Origin of the sequence: Vibrio hannami, from assembly GCF_029589055.1 — a bacterium.
GTDB classification, from domain to species: domain Bacteria; phylum Pseudomonadota; class Gammaproteobacteria; order Enterobacterales; family Vibrionaceae; genus Vibrio; species Vibrio hannami.
Genome location: NZ_JARQZP010000007.1, coordinates 964,122 through 980,674 on the forward strand (window position 1 = coordinate 964,122; position 16,553 = coordinate 980,674).

Below are 16,553 nucleotides of genomic sequence, written 5' to 3' on the forward strand. Positions count from 1 at the left end.
AAGCTTTGAGGGAAGTTTTTATGGCGCTCACAAAGGCCGATCTGGCTGAGAACCTGTTTGAAAAACTAGGATACAGTAAACGGGATGCCAAGGAGACGGTTGAAGTGTTCTTCGAAGAGATTCGTAAGGCATTAGAAAGTGGCGAGCAGGTAAAACTGTCAGGGTTTGGTAATTTCGATCTTAGAGACAAAAGTGAACGACCAGGTCGAAACCCTAAAACTGGTGAAGACATTCCAATTACTGCACGACGCGTTGTAACATTCCGTCCCGGGCAAAAATTAAAAGCTCGTGTAGAGAATATCAAACTTGATTAGTGACAAATAAGACCACCTATTATAGTGGTCTTATCGTCATTTTTTGCTTGCTGTCTATTGACGCTATGCAGCCCTTATCTCAGTTGTGATATAGGGTTGCCATGCGTTTTGGTACAGTTCTAGAGATTGGCGGCGAAGAGATGCAATCCTATGGGATTCATACTCAGTCAACAACCTGTTGGTCTTAGCCGCGTCTCTTTCAATTCCTTGTATCACTTCGTAAAGGTCATGCTCTGGGCCGTTTTTTACTTCAGCGATAGATTTAAGATGAAGCTGAACTTCTGCAATAAGCTTACTTTCTGGTAGTTCGATTAATACATTGAGATCGCGGTAGCCTGAAGGCGCTGGATTTTTGAATCGGTTTTTAACTTTGACTATTTTGGTTTCACGCGCTAATGATTCGTAAGCGGTAACCAAGCCATCGATATCGTCTGCTATCAGTGTTGCTCGGGCTAAATCGGTAATCCGGTTGGCTTCACCATTTAACTCTGTGGTAACTTTTACCTGCGCTCGACTTTTTGATTTAACCCCCGCGAATTCTGTATTGGTATTAGACAGTAAGGCGGTTGTCTTGCAGATGTTTTCTAGCTCTTGTTGTGCTGATTCTGCTTTTGAATACAAAGCATCAAAATCTTTGATTGGTTGGATTGGCTTATATGAAATGTTTTCGATTCCATATAAGCCACTTAAGCTATGTTTAAACAGCTTTGGGTTGATTTGGTTGGCGTTCTCTTTAGGTTCTTCGGTTTTTTTGCTGACTTCTTGCGAAATAGCTGCGTACGCAGGCGCTTTACTCAAAATGAGTAGCGATAAGGTAAGTGTACGTAGAAATAGGCTCATCAACTCTCCTGACTATCTATGTCCCTGGTTAAACGGTGTTCTAAAAGATACCAGGCGTTTTAGATATGTATGTTGGAAAGATACGACCTTCTACAGGACTATATATTAGGGCATTTTTGCCATTCCCAATGAAACTTTGCATAAATTTACATTGAGTGAGAGGTTCGTCGCATAAAACGTGTATTGGTCAATTAACAAAAATGATACAAATTGGTTTAAGTTCTTCAAAACAATAATGAGATACGATGCGAGATAGAGAGTTTTGGCATAACAAGTGGGCTTCTAACAAGATTGGTTTTCACTTAGAGGATGTAAATCCATTGCTCACGGAGTACTGGCCTATAGTAAATGCTGCACGAGAAGATAAGGTATTTGTTCCTTTATGTGGTAAGACGGAAGACCTGGTGTGGCTAGCCTGTTACCACAATGATGTTCAGGGAGTCGAATTAAGTGATATCGCGGTGCGTTCTTTTTTCGCCGAACATTTTTATACGCCATTAGTAACTAAACTTGATGGTAGCCACGAGTTATATCAGTTTGACGAGTTGACAATCTTTGCTGGCGATTTTTTCACTGCACCATTGAAACCATGCAATGTGGTTTATGACCGAGCTGCACTTATCGCATTGCCGGACGATATGCGTGAAGAGTATGTGGAAAGAATAAAACTGTTGCTTGAAGAGGGCGGAAAGATATTGCTGGTCACCCTCGACTACGTTCAAAGTGAGATGGCGGGGCCACCGTTTAGTGTGCCAGAGAGTGAAGTTCGCAGATTGTTCAGTGAATATCAGATTAAGCGTTTAACAAGAAACGATGCTAGTGAAGACCACCCAAAAATCAGCCAGAAAGGTCTGAGCAGGTTTGCTGAAGAAGTGTGGTTAATTGAAGATTGTTAAAGGGAAATGAAAGGAGGCTGAACAACAGCCTCCTTCGTATTTATAGACCCTAGTAGATAACCTTGATCTTTGATGCGGCTTCTGTCGCTACATCTACTGCTTTTTCAGTAGTTTTCTTTCGACTAAGCACTACCCCTAAACGGCGACGCCCGTCTATGTCAGGTTTGCCAAATAGTCTTAGCTGTGTTTTGGAATAGGAAAGTACGTCTTCCAGGCCTTCATAGCGAATGTTATTAGATGCGCCTTCTCCCAAAATAACCGCCGACGCTGCCGGGCCATAATCGGTAATTTTGTTAATCGGCAAGCCAGTAAATGCACGAACGTGAAGAGCAAACTCTGAAAGCTCTTGCGAAATCATGGTCACCATGCCGGTATCATGCGGGCGAGGGGAGACTTCACTAAAGATAACTTTGTCACCTTTAACGAACAGCTCTACACCGAATAAACCGTATCCACCAAGTGCGTTGACGACCGTTTCAGATACGTATTGCGCTGCTTTTAAGGCTAGCTCTGACATGGCTTGTGGTTGCCATGACTCACGGTAGTCACCATCTTCCTGTCTGTGACCGATAGGAGCACAGAAGTGAACGCCATCGACAGCTCGTACGGTCAGCAGAGTAATTTCGTAGTCGAAATCAACAAAACCTTCTACGATAACGCGCCCGGCTCCGGCTCTTCCGCCTTCTTGTGCGTAGTTCCAGGCCGATTCAATATCTGACTCCTGTTTTACGATGCTCTGCCCTTTACCAGAAGAACTCATTACAGGCTTTATCACGCAAGGCGTACCAACCGCTTCAATTGCTTTAGAAAACTCTTCAAAGGTATCTGCAAAACGATATGGCGAGGTTTCAATGGATAATTCTTCCGCAGCCAAACGACGAATACCTTCACGGTTCATTGTTAGCTTGGTTGCATTCGCAGTCGGAACAACGTTGATGCCTTTTTGTTCCAACTCGATCAACGTATCGGTAGCGATGGCTTCAATTTCCGGAACGATGTAGTGTGGCTGTTCGGTCTCCACCACTTTTTTCAGAGCTTCACCATCTAGCATGTCAAAGACATAGCTTTTGTGGGCAACCTGCATAGCTGGTGCATCTTCGTATCGGTCACAGGCAATGACTTCCAGACCTAGTCGCTGACATTCAATTGCCACTTCTTTGCCAAGTTCACCTGAACCTAGAAGCAATACACGAGTAGCGTTCTCACGGGTAGCTGTCCCAAACATCTTGTTTCCTTCATCCAGCATTAATTTTTAGCGGATCATACTTAAATTATGCAAAGACGCAATCGTTTGCTGTTGGAAAATGAGAAATAAAAAAGCCTTAACGAATTAAGGCTTTAATAGAGCAGAATATTGTATCTTACTAGATTGAAATATAGCTAACAGGAATGTCCGGATTTATTACATCAAGTGTTGCCTGAATGTATGCCAGGTGGCTTATCTTCCCTGTTGCAACTTCAGCAACTGCGGCCTGTTTTATCTCATCAAAACGATGACCTGACATAAGAACCTGCATAAAGGCCACCTGAAGCGGAGGAAGGCTAGGGTTGAAAGCAGCGTTTTCAGCATATGCCCCTTTTACTACTGTGCCATCTGTTAGCTCAAGAGCGACGCCACTGTGATTTTGGGTGTAAGGAGAATGGCTCATATTTAGTGCGTCTACAGCTCTTGCCAGTAGTGTATCGTCTTCTGGCGACTGGTGTGCAAGGCGATTGCCATCCATCAGCCTTTCGTTAATGCCAAGATCTCTTGGACCAAATGATTCAGGCAGATATTCCTGAAGCGACTTTTCATCACGTTCTGGTAGCTGAATCATCAGTTCATCGGCCGTGGTCAGCTCATTCATAAACTGTCTGCAGTGTCCACAAGGGCTGTAATTAACCGTGACATCTTTCAGGCCTTTCTCGCCTTTCATCCATGCGTGGCTGACAGCGCACTGCTCAGCGTGAACCGTCTGACCTAACTGAGCGCCTTCAAACTCCATGTTGGCACCAAAGTACAGTTTGCCTGATAGGCCGCGTGCGATGGCACCAACGAAAAACTCTGAAATTGGTGCATATGAAAATGATGCAGCTAAAGGAAGCAAAGCAACTCTAAGTTCATCGTCGTTCAAGCCTGAAAGAGCAAGCAACTCAGAAAACTGCTCAGGAGAGATCGTTGCGTCAAAATCTTCAGATGCCACAACTTGCTTTAGGTACTGAGCAACTTTTGGCGGCATCTTGTTCAGCACTTGTTCAATTCTAGAGTTCATCAATGACTCCTTTGGTTATCGATATGTGTCATTCTAGAACAAATTTGCACATTAACCGTGATCGTTGTCACGTAAGTTAATGTAATGAATTTTCATTTTTCATTAATTGAGTGATGTCACGCTTTTTGTATAGTTTTAGTCCCTTATCCATTTAGGATGATATGCAACCATTCCACTAGTGCATAAAAGGCAGGAGCCAGGAATGAAGTAATAACGCCGCATAACACTAATGCAAGGGAGCTAAATGCGCCTTCTTTGGGATTTTTCTCGAGGCATGTTGCTGTGCCTAGTGCGTGAGAAACCGTCCCCATTGTTAATCCTCTGGCTATAGGGTGAGTAATACCAACAAGGTTATAGATTGGGTAAGCGAAGATGGCGCCAAATACCCCTACAATGAGTACCATAATCGCAGCGATAGCAGGTTCGCCACCTAAATGGCTGGATACTTCCATTGCAATTGGCGTTGTTACCGATTTTCCGAGAATACTTGCGATTAGCGGAATGTCTGTGTTCAGGAAAACAGCGATAACAGAGGCTGTAAACATAGAAAGTACGCTGCCAACACCACACGCCAGAAAGATGATTTTCCAGTTAGCGCGAATTTCTCTTGCCTGTTCGTAGAGAGGATAAGCGAGTGCAACAACGGCAGGTTGAAGCAGATACATAAAGATTTCGTTATCGTGATAGTAAGTTTGATAAGAGGTATCTGTTATCAAAAGGAGAGGAATAACAATAAACAAGCTTATCAACAGTGGATTGGCTAAAGGATGATTAAGTTTAGCGCTGACCAAACGTGCTACCCAAAAAGAAGCTAAAGTAACAAATAGCCAGATCATTTCTTACCTACCAGTATTCTCTCAAGCATCCAGGCCAAACATACCAGGACAATAGCAGTGCCTCCGACGGTACTGACAAAAATTTGCAGTGCATTTTCACTCAGTACTTCGTAGTGTTCCATCAAACCGACACTTACAGGAATAAACAGCAGGATCATATAGCGAATAAGTAGCTGTGCTGAAGGTTTCACCCACTGAGCGGGGATGATACCTGCGGTCATCAGTGAAAACAGGAGCAGCATCCCTATAATGCTGCCAGGGATGCTAAGGTCAAAGTAATGCTGGATGGCCGTTCCGGCTTGTAAAGATGCCAGGATCAAAAAAGCCGAGCTAACGTACCTAGCTACCGTTAATAATTTAATCTTGTTCATTGCGTTAGGATACTAATTTCTCAACATATTTATAGACAGACTTTAGTATTGCCATTTTCTTGTCATCTGCTTCATGTTCATGAACCAGATTTTCTAGATTAAGCATGTAATCGGGCAGATGAGACTCAAAATAGTCGCGACAGTGGTTTGCCCACTTGATTTGCTCGTCTTCGCTAAGTGTAGTCGGAAAGTTTCTGGCTCTGTATCGAAATAGCAGGGGTTCGATTCGTTTATCCGCATAGGATATATCTAACGCAGCGAGGTGCTCTGGTGCAGTTTCGCGAATAATGTCCATCGACGCTTTATCCGATGGCGAGAAGAAACCATCGTAGAGCATACTATCGACGTTGCTACTGTTTTCGAACTCGCGCTCATGCTGATAAAGGTTTATCAACTTTTCACGAATTTCCGGGTGTTGCTTGATGATTGCGAGATTATTCAGGCACTGCTCTCTATCTATTCCAATATTCTCTGCGTTTTCTGCGGTCAGTGTTTTAGCTGGAGCAAGAATAGGGCACTTGTTTATATGAACCAGCTTAACTGGTACAGGAAGTTCATCTTCTGCTAGCTCAGAGTGCCTGGTATAGAGCCTTTCTAATAGTGCATCGCTATCTAGCTCAAGCAGAGGTGATACATCTTTCGCGAGGTTGATGCAGATAACGGCATTCTGATTTTTAGGATGCCACGCCACTGGTACAATCCAGCTTGTATTGGAACACCCTACACCAAACATGCCCGAAACGTGCACCAGAGGGGTCATATTGACGATATCGATAAGCTCGTTCAATTTTCGTTTGTGACGCATCTGATAGAGGTAATCAAACAGCTTGGGTTGAGCTGCCTTCAGTTTTTTCGCTAACTCGATTGTCGCAATCACATCCGCCATAGCATCGTGTGCATTCTCGTGCTCGATACCGTTTTCTACCGACAACTGTTCGAGTTTAAAGCTTGGTGTGCCATCCTCTTTGGTCGGCCAGTTAATACCTTCCGGTCGTAGCGCATAGCACGTGCGCATCACATCAAGCAGATCCCAGCGAGAGTTGCCGTTTTGCCAGCTCCATGCATAAGGGTCAAAGAAGTTGCGATAAAGTGTGTAGCGGGTCACTTCATCGTCAAATCGAATGCTGTTGTAACCAAGGCTTGTAGTATTTGGAGCCGATAGCTCCTGATGAATCCTGCGGATAAATTCAGGCTCGGGTAAACCCTGATTTTGAGCTTTTTGAGGAATAATCCCGGTAATTAATGCGGCTTCAGGAGAAGGCAGATAGTCGGCCGGAGGCTGGCAATAGATTACCAGAGGTTCTCCGATAATGTTGAAATCCATATCAGTATGAACACCGGCAAACTGGCTTGGTCTGTCAGTCGCTGGGTTGGTGCCCCAGGTTTCATAATCGAACCAGAAAAAAGTAGGTGAGTGTTCGTTTTGCATGCATGTATTCCGATAGGTAAGCTAATGCGGCTATTAGACCACCGAGAACTGGCTAAGGCAATGAATGGGCGTTGTTTTATTATTCGCTTAAAAGGAGTTCAGAAGCTTTATCATTTCCGGGGTAGTAAACGTCATATACGAATCTGAAGGTATATGCTTCGGTTGCAATGTAGCGTACAGCATAGCACTCGCCACATCTTTAGCCTGAATTGGACGAAAGTTAGCAAGGTAGCCAATAAGCAGTGGGTTAAGCACATTCAGTAGCTTACCAATGATCACTTCGTCTGTTCTTTTTTGTTTCCGTTCTCCAGCCAGCGGGCCAGGGCGGACAAAAACAACTCGTTCGAATCCCATATCAAGAATGGTCTTTTCTGCTTTTCCTTTGCAACGAAGGTAATGGGATAAGGATTTAGGATCAGCACCGAAACTGGAAACCACAGCTATACGTTTTACACCAATTAACTTCATTTCCTGTGCAACACGGCATACTAGCTCAAAATCGACTTTCGCTAGCGCTTCTTTGCTTCCTGCTTGTTTTATTGTTGTTCCGAGGCAGATAAAACCGATATCTGGCGCGGTATCTCCTTCCTGCCAGTTGGTAATCATCAGGTCTTCATGTTGTATTTGGGTAAGTTTGTCATCGGTTTGAGATAACTGACTACGGACCAAAGCGTATACTTTGCTGACTGATGGCTTGCTAAGTAAAAGTCGCAGAAGCTCGTTTCCAACCAGACCACTGGCTCCGGCTATAATTGCAGTTGCCGCATCACCAAACTTATCCATAAGGTTACCTGTTTTAAATCGACAACTAGAGTATATACAAAAGGCTCCGAAATGGAGCCTTATAATGGAGTTTATGTGATTATGTCATTGATAAAGGGATCTTTTTCTTCGCATTTTTGCGATTTTGAGTGGATGACTTTGACTTTCTAGAGCGCTTTGAGGTTTGATTTAACAGCATACAAACACCTCCGGATAATTATTTAATTTATTTGCTTGTCCTTATTTCTCTCACTCATGTCACAGTTAAGTATAGTCAACAAACAATGATTACATAAAAAATTTAATACTGATTCAAAACCTTGCTGGGCCGTTAGCTGTGTATTAAGGCAGGATATTCTTCTGAATTAATGCATTGGTAGAATTTATTTTTGTAATAACACTGCCCGATAGTTTATTGTAATTCTATCAATATGATGAAGCTGCATTGGAATTCAAAAACGTTATCAGGGAGAGATAATATGAAGATTGGAGTTATTGGAGCTGGCTCGGTAGGTGTCGGAATATGTAACTACCTCCTGACGCTAGGTAGTGTAAGTGAATTGGTCTTAGTTGATCTCAACAAGGATAAAGCGGTTGGCGAGATACTGGATTTCAGCCATACCAATGCGCTTACGTTCAGCAAGAATACGCGGTTACAGGCAGGTGACGATTACGAGTTGCTGCGTGATGCCGATATTGTGGTTATAACTGCTGGCGCTCAAATAAAAGAAGGCCAGACCCGTCTAGACCTGGCTGAAATCAATAGTAAGATCTGTGTTGATATCGCTAAGCGAATCGAGAAAGTATCTCCGGATGCTAAATTGATTGTTGTGACCAATCCGTGTGACATAGTTACTTACTTTATGGTGGCAAATACTGGCTTTAGCGCTTCTCAGGTAATCAGTGCTGGTTGCCTGATAGATACGGCAAGATTGATGACAATAGTGGCAGCAAAAGCGGATATCGACCCTAAGAACGTATTCGGCTACGTGTTAGGGGAGCATGGAAGCAACTGCTTTACCCCAAAGAGTTTAATCAGTATTGGTGGTCAGCCTGCTGACTATTACTGTGAAACCAACGATCTTGCAAAAATTGACGCAGACGAATTGCTCGATGAGGTAAGGCAAGCCGGATTCGAGATCTTCTATAAGAAGCAGAACACGACACACGGTATTGCAGCGAGTGTATTCCGAATTATTCAGGCTATCACTATTGATGAAAAATCTGTGTTGCCAGTTGGTACCCTGATTCAAGGACAATATGGCCTAAATGATGTGGTTCTTAGCCTTCCTACAATAGTTTCAAGTAAAGGTGCCGAGAAAATACTAATCCACCCGTTTGAGAAAAATGAGATGGAGCAACTTAACGCAATAGCGGCAAAACTTCGCACGTTGATAGAAGAGGTTGCTGAGAAAAACCGGGTTAATGAAATAATTTGTCCATATGGAAATTTGGTAGAAATAAACAAGATGTTAGAAGAAAAATACTCAAGCAAAATACAGAGTCGAATTGATCAGAAAACCAAACCACCGGGTGCTTTAGGAGAGCTTGAATCGGTTGCTCACCAACTTGCGTTGATTCAGAGTCAGGGGAAAGAAGAAGCAGTTGACCAGATCGTACTTTCTAAACCGACAATGTTGGTGTTTGCTGGTGATCACGGTATCGCGGATGAAGGCGTTAGTATTGCGCCAAGTGCAGTGACCCAACAGATGGTTCTTAACTTTTTGAATGGTGGTGCAGCGGTTAACTGCTTTTGCCGCACAAACCATATCGATTTGAAAGTTATCGATGCAGGGATTCTATTACCTGTTGAATCTGATGCCCCAAATTTTGTTTCTCAAAGGCTAGGGACGCGTACAGAAAATTTTGCTGTTAACCCTGCAATGACTTCTGAGCAAGTTACCAGGGGGTGGAGCTTGGAAGAACTGTGGCTGAGAAGAGCATCTCAGATGGGTCAAACATCCTTATGTTTGGTGAAATGGGGATAGGAAATACCAGCTCTGCATCAGCAATTTTGAGCGCGCTTAGTGGCCGCAAGGCAAGCGAATGTGTTGGATTGGGAACAGGCATAACCTCTGAACAGCTTCTTAAAAAGAAAGAGTTGGTAGAAAAAGGTGTCGAACGTTGTGTTGGTGCTGACCCGCTAGAAGTGTTGTGCCAGGTAGGTGGTTTTGAAATAGTGCAGATTGTAGGGGCGTTTCTGGCTGCAACAGATGCGAAAGTGCCTGTACTGGTGGATGGATTTATTATTACAGCTGCTGCTTACGCCGCGACTAAAATCAACCCTGATTGCCGTGACTATATGATCTTTGCTCATCGCTCAAATGAGTCTGGCCATAAAATCTTATTAGATGAGTTAAATGCTAAACCATTACTGGATCTTGGAATGAGACTAGGGGAAGGAACAGGAGCTGCGCTGGCATACTCAATCATTGCTGCTTCAGTTGAGTTTTACAACAATATGGCGAGTTTCGAGAGTGCAGGCGTAACCGTATAATTCAACAATATAGATTTTTATGACCTAAAACCCGGTTTGGGCTCTTGGTGCCGCATACCATTTAAGGGTAAGATACTACTTTTGATGGGGATTACCCCAAAATCAACACAATTTCTGCGATGTTTTATTAGCGTGGTGCTATGTAAACAAAGGAGTAACGCATGGAAAAACCATTGTTTCGTCAATCGTTCTTGTCTGACACTTTAGATACGGGCGCTGAAATGGCAATAGGCCAACTTCAGTTACCGTCGGGCATTAAGATCCGGCTTCTAAAGCGTGGACTGCTGGAAGTGGTGCCAGCGAACATATCTGACCAAACAAAGTCCATCGTTGTATCTGCTGGTGTGCATGGTAATGAAACTGCGCCAATGGAATTAGTAGATAATGTTGTTTCAGATATTCTGGAAGGTAAGTGCAATATTGAAGCTCGATGCTTGTTTATGCTTGCTCATCCTGAAGCAACTAATAAACAGATACGTTTTATCGAAGACAATATGAACCGTCTTTTTGATAAGCGTGTTGAGTCTGATTCACTCGAAGGCAAAATCGCCAAAGTGTTAATGCAAGATGTTGCTGACTTCTTTGATGGTGTCTCACAAGAGCAGCGTTGGCATCTGGATCTTCACTGCGCCATCAGACGTTCAAAGCACTTTACGTTTGCCGTTTCTCCAAAAACCACCAAGCCGACTCGCAGCAAGGAACTCATTGATTTTGGTGCTAAAGCTAAGCTGGAAGCGATTCTGTTATCGAACGCTCCAACCAGTACATTTAGCTGGTACACCGCTGATGCATTTGGTGCACAATCACTAACGGTGGAGTTGGGGCAGGTATCACCGCTTGGAGAAAGCGACCTAAGCCTGATTAGTGATTTTGATATCGCGTTCCGAGGACTGTTAACCAACTCTTTAGAAGGCATTGAAGGCGTCGAACCTACACCATACCGCGTTACCCAGACTCTAAAACGCACACACGAAGATTTTGACTTCAACTTTAGTGATGATATTGAAAACTTCACCCGTTTTGAGCATGGTCAGGTATTGGGTCATGACGGAGACAAAATTCTATTCGCGAAGGTAGAGCAGGAAGCGGTAGTTTTCCCTAATAAGCAGGTAGCGATAGGTCATCGTGCGGCATTAATGGTGAGTGAAGTGGAAACTCGCTATGAAAACGACCAGCTAGTGTACGATTAAAGGTTTAATTTTGAACGACTTAGCTCACGTCCGTGGGCTGAAATCGGGCAAAAAGCACTAAACTAGTGCAGGAATAAGAAAGAGAACTGAGAAGCAAATATCAATATCAATAAAAATCAATAGGTTACAAAAATAATACTTTTGGCACACTATTGGCATTATTAAGAGTGATACATTCTCGTTCTACTTTCGTTAGTATTGGCGCCTTTTGTCATATATGACAAAGGCGCATTTTTTTATCCTAAACTTTTTACCCTATATCAACGAGCTAAGATCTGCTGGTCGGTAGTAAACCGATTTTAGAACTTTTCCTTCGCGAACGGTTTTGCCTTTAGTGACAAAATTTAGTGCACACTTAGCAATAATATAGTTCCCTTTTGAGACTGGTTTCAGTTTGATTCCCTGTTCAGCGTAGAAGCTTTCTGTTTCTTTATACTCTTGCTCGTTTCGGCATACCTTACTCATATTACTTGAGTGAATTTCATTCCAGCAGGGAATAAAGTTGATCTCCAGATTTACTGCAGCGTTGAGCAAAACGTCAATCAGGTAGCTGATTGACAGGTTATCCTCTACTTTGTCCTGGCCTAAATGTACCAATCGTCCCATTAAAACATAGACACTATCGACGATCGCGTCTGCCTGTTCTATTTTGCTATCAGCCTGAGCAAGCTCGGTGAGTTCCTCAATAATCAGGGAAGAATGAAGGGTATCAGAGTCGTCATCCATGGTTTCTGGTGAGCAAACCGGTAAGTCGAACGTAGAGCGAAATTCGCGGATATCATTGTAGATGTGGTCGTATATCTCTTGAGTCAATTGTGTCAGTTTCATTGTGTTAGCTGAGTTATTTATTAATGGTAGAGATATTAAAAGATCTTCGGTATTTCTTCTACTTAGATTGAATTAAGGCGTTAAGTGTTCTTTACTAAAAATAAGCAGGGAATCCAGATTAGCGCGACATAACAACGATTATGAAAGATAGCAACGAGGTAATTAAGGTCATTCGCCGCCTGTATCAAATAACCAATGATTACGGAAAAGGTTATGACATTCAGATGTTCCAGATATTAATGCTGGGACTGGAGGTGTTTGACCTGGATATCGCAATCATGTCAAAAATCAAAGATGACAAGTATGTGATCGAACACTCCATTGCTCCGGAAGAGGTGCCTTTAAATCCTGGAGATGAATTTACCTTTGACAGTACCTTTTGTGAAATGACATGCCAGTCGGATGTTCCTGTAGTGGTGCATGATATTACGAGTACCCCGGCTTTTACCGGACACCCTGCCTACCAACAGTTTAAGTTGGGCGCTTATATCGGGATTCCCATTTACCTTAATGATGAACTTTACGGTACGTTAAATTTTTCTGGTATAACCCCTAAGGCTCAGTCATTTCCTGAAGGGACAATAGAACTGTTAAAGCTTATGGCTTTATGGATAGAAGGTGAGTTGATCCGTAACCAGCAGAAAAAAGAGTTGATGCAATTAAACCAGGAGTTAGAACATCAGGCCAAATACGATGCGTTGACTAATCTACCGAATCGCCGGTTTTTATTTGATGTTTTGAGAACCGATATCGAAAAGATGCAGATGCTTGGCGGGCAAGGAGGCTTGTTGGTTGCTGATTTAGACCACTTTAAGATAATCAATGACACTTTAGGCCATCAAACTGGTGATGAAGTACTGCAAAAAGTTGCATCGAGTCTATTTGAGCAGCTAGATGACAGAGGTTTTATCGCTCGCTTTGGCGGTGAAGAATTCGTTATTTGGTTATCTGGCTGTGAACAGAGGTCATCAGAAAATATTGCCAATCAACTTAAACAGGCGGTTTCGTCGATCAGATTGGAGCAAAAGCAACTAAGCATATCCATTGGACTTTGCCATTTTCATATTGCCGAATGGGTGGGTGGAGAAGCATCAGACATTGCAGACAAAATCATTTCACAGGCAGATAGTGCTCTTTATCAAGCGAAAGAGTCTGGACGAAACCGCGTAGTTGCGATTCAAAAAAGCTATGGCTAGGTTACGACACTCAGGGTTAGCCAGGGGAGGTGAATTTGAGTAGAAGTGAACTTGTTGAGTATCTTAAATCATTTAACGGCAGCGAAGAAACATACCCATTTGGACCCGCTACTCTGGTTTATAAGGTTAAAGATAAGATGTTTGCCCTTATTGGACACAGAAACGGGCAAGATTTTGTGAACCTGAAAGCCAATCCTGATGACGTGTTATTTCTGATTGAGCAGTTTACTTTTGTTAGCCCGGGTTACCATATGAACAAGAAACATTGGGTTAGCGTCAATATTGAGTACCCCGATGCGGATGAGGTACTTCGCGGCTTTGTCGAAAACTCCTATCAGTTAGTTGTTTCTAATCTCACAAAAAAACAGCAGGCTGAACTTTCTGACCCCAGTTAACGTTTTTTCGTGGGAGTTCTCACTCTTAGTCTTCCGCTAAGCACATAAACTCTCATTACCACGCTCCTGCGTGGTAATGCATAAGCCATTTTAACCTCATTGAACTAGCGTCAAATAAAGCTTGCAAAACTCTAACAAAAATCAATTATGATTCGTGATTTAATCGCAACTAATCATTTATGGTCTATTTTGTATTTTCTGTTGAGGTTGTTGTGAAGTTTAAAGGTTTATCTATTGCGCTTTGTTTAGTTGCGTTGGTTGGTTGTAATAGCAAGAGTAATGATAAGCCACCGGCGCCACAACCGAATCCAGGGCCTCCGACGCCAGTTGTTGGTAAGTGTTATGCATACATAGAGGACGGAGAATATGCTTTAACCTTCGAGTTGTTCACTGAGAAAGAAATTGGCGCTAGAGAAATAAATTCGAATATATGCGACCAACTTGGTATGTACAAGCATGGCTACAAAGCAGCAGTAGTACAGCATAATAAGGAATATCTTGAGGATGGTTGGGATTTGCAAGTAATTGTTGGCAAATATTTTAGTGAAACAGAAAGAGCTAACCTGAACCAACTGTACGGAGGAAACTTTGCAACCATATTTGGTGAAGTAGGTAAAGTTGAACATTTAACAGAGATGGTTGATTCTTTAGGAGACTATTACGAAGAAGGTGTAAGTTATGATTTTGACGATTACAAACAGATGTACACAAAGACTACAACCAAAATTTTTAATGACGAAGTAATCAAAAAGCACGTTGAAGACTTAGATTTCTATACTGCCCCACGTGAAGTCGAAAACCTAATAAAAGAGACTAGAGCCAGAGAGATCTACAACGATTTATTAGGCGAGTTTTTGTAGACGTTGAACTGAAAGGACAGGGGTCATTACTCTGTTCTTACGCTTGAAGTCTAATATGCATTACCACGCGGAGCATCGTAACGAGATGTATGATCGGTTTTTATTTGGAGTTGTACATCTTCTCAAAATTCTTTGGATTCCAGCCAATCATAATTCTGTCGCCGATTTTCAGAACTGGAACAGAGCGGGCACCAATGGCGTCCAGTTCTTTTCTTCCACGCTGCATTTTTGCGTTTGTAAGGCGGTACTTGTAGCCTTTCTCATCCAGGTAGCGTTGAGCGTCTTTGCAATGTGGACATTTGTCTTTTACGTACAGGACGAGCCTCTTCATGGTACCACCTCGAATATGTGAAAAAGGGATGTTTTTATCGGAAGGGGAGTCTAATCAATTCTTCGTTGAAATGCGAGCGCAGGAAGTAGTGCCTGTTCGAAGCGATTGAGTATATACTGCCGTCTCTTGTACCAAAGATGACAATATTCCTTTTCCTATGAACAAATCACTTCGCTACATTAATGGCTATCCGGACTCAATCGTTACACAAGTTTCTCAGTTGATAGAGTCCGGGAAGCTGACCCAGTGGTTTGAGCAAAAATATCCTGAGTACCACCAGATAAAAAGTGAAAAAGCACTGTTTGATTACACGGTAGAGCTCAAAAACCGTTATATGAAAAAGACGTCTCCGCTTAGCAAAGTTGTGTACGACGGCAAGATTCATTTGATTAACAATGCCCTCGGATTACATTCGTTTGTATCAAGAAACCATGGTGGAAAACTTAAAGCAAAGAATGAGATTCGTATCGCCAGCGTATTTAAAAATGCGCCGGAACCGTTGCTCAGAATGCTGGTGGTTCATGAGCTGGCTCACCTCAGGGAAAAAGAACATAACAAGGCGTTTTATTCTCTTTGCTGCCATATGGAACCGGACTATCACCAGCTAGAGTTTGATGCGCGATTGTTTATGATTTATCTGGAGCAAAGGAAATAGATTAGGTCGCTTACTGGTCTTAGTCATTATCGACCTTGTTTTCTAGATAGGTAGGTAATATGGAGATAGAGATCTATATGCCATGCAGACCTGAGTGGATTTGCGACATCATACTCGTCGTTGTCACCATTCTTTTTTGTGCAGGCATTGTGGCGTTTGTTTGGGTGATCTGGAAAGAGCACCAGCAGATAAACAAAAAAAACCGGAAGCCTTAGGGCTCGCTAAGGACTTCCGGAAGACACATTACCGTTCTACTTTATAATTATTGTTGCACTTATAATGTTTTGTTTGACACTGGTTATGCTGTGTAACAGCAGGTTAAGAAGTAATCTCCACCACACTTCGCTGTGTAATCTTTATCATCCAGGCAGACCTTTGGCTGGCCGTTTTCGTCTAGCTTAATCAGGCTAATCCAGTGGCGCATGCCTTCAGGTGAGCCTTCGACAGAAGTTGGGAATGTTGCACAGGTTTCCAGTTGAATATCCGCGATTTCTACCTTTGTACGGCCACTTTCGTTAGAACCCTTCTTGAAGATCACTTCAACATGGCTACCATTTTTATCTCTTAGAACAATAGAGTATGGGTGCTCGGGGCGCCCTGTATAGGCTACAAACTGTCCAGGTTTATTGAGTCCACAATGCGTCCCGTCGGTGAAGTAAGCCATCAGATGGCGGCCATCACGGATGTAACACGCTACCTGTGCGTGTGATCCCTTATCCAGCGGAAACATAGTGTTTAGTAGCTCAACTGCTTTACGTTGCTTTTCTTGTACTTGCTGAGCTTTTAACGATTCGACGGCAAAAACCGCTTCAGCAATGAAAGAATGTCTGTTGTCATTGTTACCGGTATTTTTAAATGCTGGCAAATTCATGGTCCCGCCCTCTTGTCTGCTATCGTCCGT

At 42.9% G+C, this 16,553-nt stretch carries 18 protein-coding genes and 2 pseudogenes; 10 read left to right on the forward strand and 10 right to left on the reverse strand.

The window, feature by feature from the left end:
- Positions 1–20 precede the first annotated feature (20 nt).
- Positions 21–314: an integration host factor subunit alpha gene (gene ihfA, locus P7F88_RS18800; RefSeq protein WP_277827243.1), complete on the forward strand. Its 294-nt coding sequence runs from the start codon at positions 21–23 to the stop codon at positions 312–314.
- Positions 315–377: 63 nt separating this feature from the next.
- Here the strand turns inward: ihfA and P7F88_RS18805 are convergent, their stop codons facing one another.
- Positions 378–1,154 carry a RelA/SpoT domain-containing protein gene (locus P7F88_RS18805; protein ID WP_277827245.1) on the reverse strand — a complete coding sequence of 259 codons (777 nt, stop codon included), beginning with the start codon at positions 1,152–1,154 and terminating at the stop codon, positions 378–380.
- Positions 1,155–1,399: 245 nt separating this feature from the next.
- Here P7F88_RS18805 and P7F88_RS18810 point away from each other — a divergent pair, with 245 nt between their 5' ends.
- Complete coding sequence (locus P7F88_RS18810) at positions 1,400–2,050, forward strand: thiopurine S-methyltransferase (RefSeq protein ID WP_277827247.1); 651 nt, start codon at positions 1,400–1,402, stop codon at positions 2,048–2,050.
- 49 nt (positions 2,051–2,099) lie between these two features.
- Here the strand turns inward: P7F88_RS18810 and purT are convergent, their stop codons facing one another.
- From purT to P7F88_RS18840, 6 genes are all read right to left on the reverse strand, one after another.
- The gene (purT, locus tag P7F88_RS18815) at positions 2,100–3,275 is read right to left on the reverse strand and encodes a formate-dependent phosphoribosylglycinamide formyltransferase (RefSeq protein WP_277827249.1); all 1,176 of its coding nucleotides are present in this window, start codon (positions 3,273–3,275) and stop codon (positions 2,100–2,102) included.
- A 139-nt stretch (positions 3,276–3,414) separates the two neighbouring features.
- Positions 3,415–4,302 carry a cytidine deaminase gene (gene cdd, locus P7F88_RS18820; RefSeq protein WP_277827251.1) on the reverse strand — a complete coding sequence of 296 codons (888 nt, stop codon included), beginning with the start codon at positions 4,300–4,302 and terminating at the stop codon, positions 3,415–3,417.
- 143 nt (positions 4,303–4,445) lie between these two features.
- Entirely contained in the window at positions 4,446–5,135 is a 690-nt protein-coding gene (locus tag P7F88_RS18825) for a CidB/LrgB family autolysis modulator (RefSeq protein WP_277829227.1), read from the reverse strand.
- Complete coding sequence (locus tag P7F88_RS18830) at positions 5,135–5,509, reverse strand: CidA/LrgA family protein (protein WP_277827253.1); 375 nt, start codon at positions 5,507–5,509, stop codon at positions 5,135–5,137. The genes P7F88_RS18825 and P7F88_RS18830 overlap by 1 nt, the downstream gene beginning before the upstream one ends.
- A gap of 4 nt (positions 5,510–5,513) precedes the next feature.
- Positions 5,514–6,938 carry an exodeoxyribonuclease I gene (gene sbcB, locus P7F88_RS18835; RefSeq protein WP_277827254.1) on the reverse strand — a complete coding sequence of 475 codons (1,425 nt, stop codon included), beginning with the start codon at positions 6,936–6,938 and terminating at the stop codon, positions 5,514–5,516.
- A gap of 87 nt (positions 6,939–7,025) precedes the next feature.
- Complete coding sequence (locus P7F88_RS18840) at positions 7,026–7,721, reverse strand: NAD(P)H-binding protein (protein ID WP_277827256.1); 696 nt, start codon at positions 7,719–7,721, stop codon at positions 7,026–7,028.
- Between the two features lie 458 nt (positions 7,722–8,179).
- Here P7F88_RS18840 and P7F88_RS18845 point away from each other — a divergent pair.
- The 3 genes and pseudogenes from P7F88_RS18845 to P7F88_RS18855 all read left to right on the forward strand — a co-directional run.
- A pseudogene (locus tag P7F88_RS18845) lies at positions 8,180–9,112 on the forward strand (lactate/malate family dehydrogenase); the annotation flags it as partial.
- 57 nt (positions 9,113–9,169) lie between these two features.
- Positions 9,170–10,197 (forward strand): annotated as a pseudogene (cobT, locus tag P7F88_RS18850) (nicotinate-nucleotide--dimethylbenzimidazole phosphoribosyltransferase).
- Between the two features lie 161 nt (positions 10,198–10,358).
- Positions 10,359–11,387 (forward strand): succinylglutamate desuccinylase, encoded by a 1,029-nt coding sequence (locus P7F88_RS18855; RefSeq protein WP_277827258.1) that lies wholly within the window; start codon positions 10,359–10,361, stop codon positions 11,385–11,387.
- Between the two features lie 255 nt (positions 11,388–11,642).
- Here the strand turns inward: P7F88_RS18855 and P7F88_RS18860 are convergent, their stop codons facing one another.
- Positions 11,643–12,215 (reverse strand): nucleoside triphosphate pyrophosphohydrolase family protein, encoded by a 573-nt coding sequence (locus P7F88_RS18860; protein WP_277827260.1) that lies wholly within the window; start codon positions 12,213–12,215, stop codon positions 11,643–11,645.
- A 140-nt stretch (positions 12,216–12,355) separates the two neighbouring features.
- On the opposite strand from P7F88_RS18860, the gene P7F88_RS18865 reads away from it, so the two are divergent.
- The 3 genes from P7F88_RS18865 (at position 12,356) to P7F88_RS18875 (ending at position 14,666) form a co-directional block, all read left to right on the forward strand.
- A complete protein-coding gene (locus P7F88_RS18865) occupies positions 12,356–13,411 on the forward strand; it encodes a sensor domain-containing diguanylate cyclase (RefSeq protein ID WP_277827262.1) in 1,056 nt (351 codons plus the stop codon).
- Positions 13,412–13,446: 35 nt separating this feature from the next.
- The gene (locus P7F88_RS18870; protein ID WP_277827264.1) at positions 13,447–13,806 is read left to right on the forward strand and encodes an MmcQ/YjbR family DNA-binding protein; all 360 of its coding nucleotides are present in this window, start codon (positions 13,447–13,449) and stop codon (positions 13,804–13,806) included.
- Positions 13,807–14,018: 212 nt separating this feature from the next.
- Complete coding sequence (locus P7F88_RS18875) at positions 14,019–14,666, forward strand: hypothetical protein (RefSeq protein WP_277827266.1); 648 nt, start codon at positions 14,019–14,021, stop codon at positions 14,664–14,666.
- A gap of 100 nt (positions 14,667–14,766) precedes the next feature.
- On the opposite strand, the gene P7F88_RS18880 is transcribed toward P7F88_RS18875, so the two are convergent.
- On the reverse strand, positions 14,767–14,997 hold the full coding sequence (locus P7F88_RS18880) for a glutaredoxin family protein (protein ID WP_277827268.1): 231 nt from the start codon (positions 14,995–14,997) through the stop codon (positions 14,767–14,769).
- A 157-nt stretch (positions 14,998–15,154) separates the two neighbouring features.
- Between P7F88_RS18880 and P7F88_RS18885 the strand changes: the two genes are divergently transcribed.
- Positions 15,155–15,652 carry a M48 metallopeptidase family protein gene (locus P7F88_RS18885; protein WP_277827269.1) on the forward strand — a complete coding sequence of 166 codons (498 nt, stop codon included), beginning with the start codon at positions 15,155–15,157 and terminating at the stop codon, positions 15,650–15,652.
- A 59-nt stretch (positions 15,653–15,711) separates the two neighbouring features.
- Entirely contained in the window at positions 15,712–15,867 is a 156-nt protein-coding gene (locus P7F88_RS18890; protein ID WP_277827271.1) for a hypothetical protein, read from the forward strand.
- Between the two features lie 83 nt (positions 15,868–15,950).
- Here P7F88_RS18890 and P7F88_RS18895 read toward each other — a convergent pair whose 3' ends face one another.
- Positions 15,951–16,523 (reverse strand): aldolase/citrate lyase/malate synthase family protein, encoded by a 573-nt coding sequence (locus P7F88_RS18895; RefSeq protein ID WP_277827273.1) that lies wholly within the window; start codon positions 16,521–16,523, stop codon positions 15,951–15,953.
- Between the last annotated feature and the right edge of the window lie 30 nt (positions 16,524–16,553).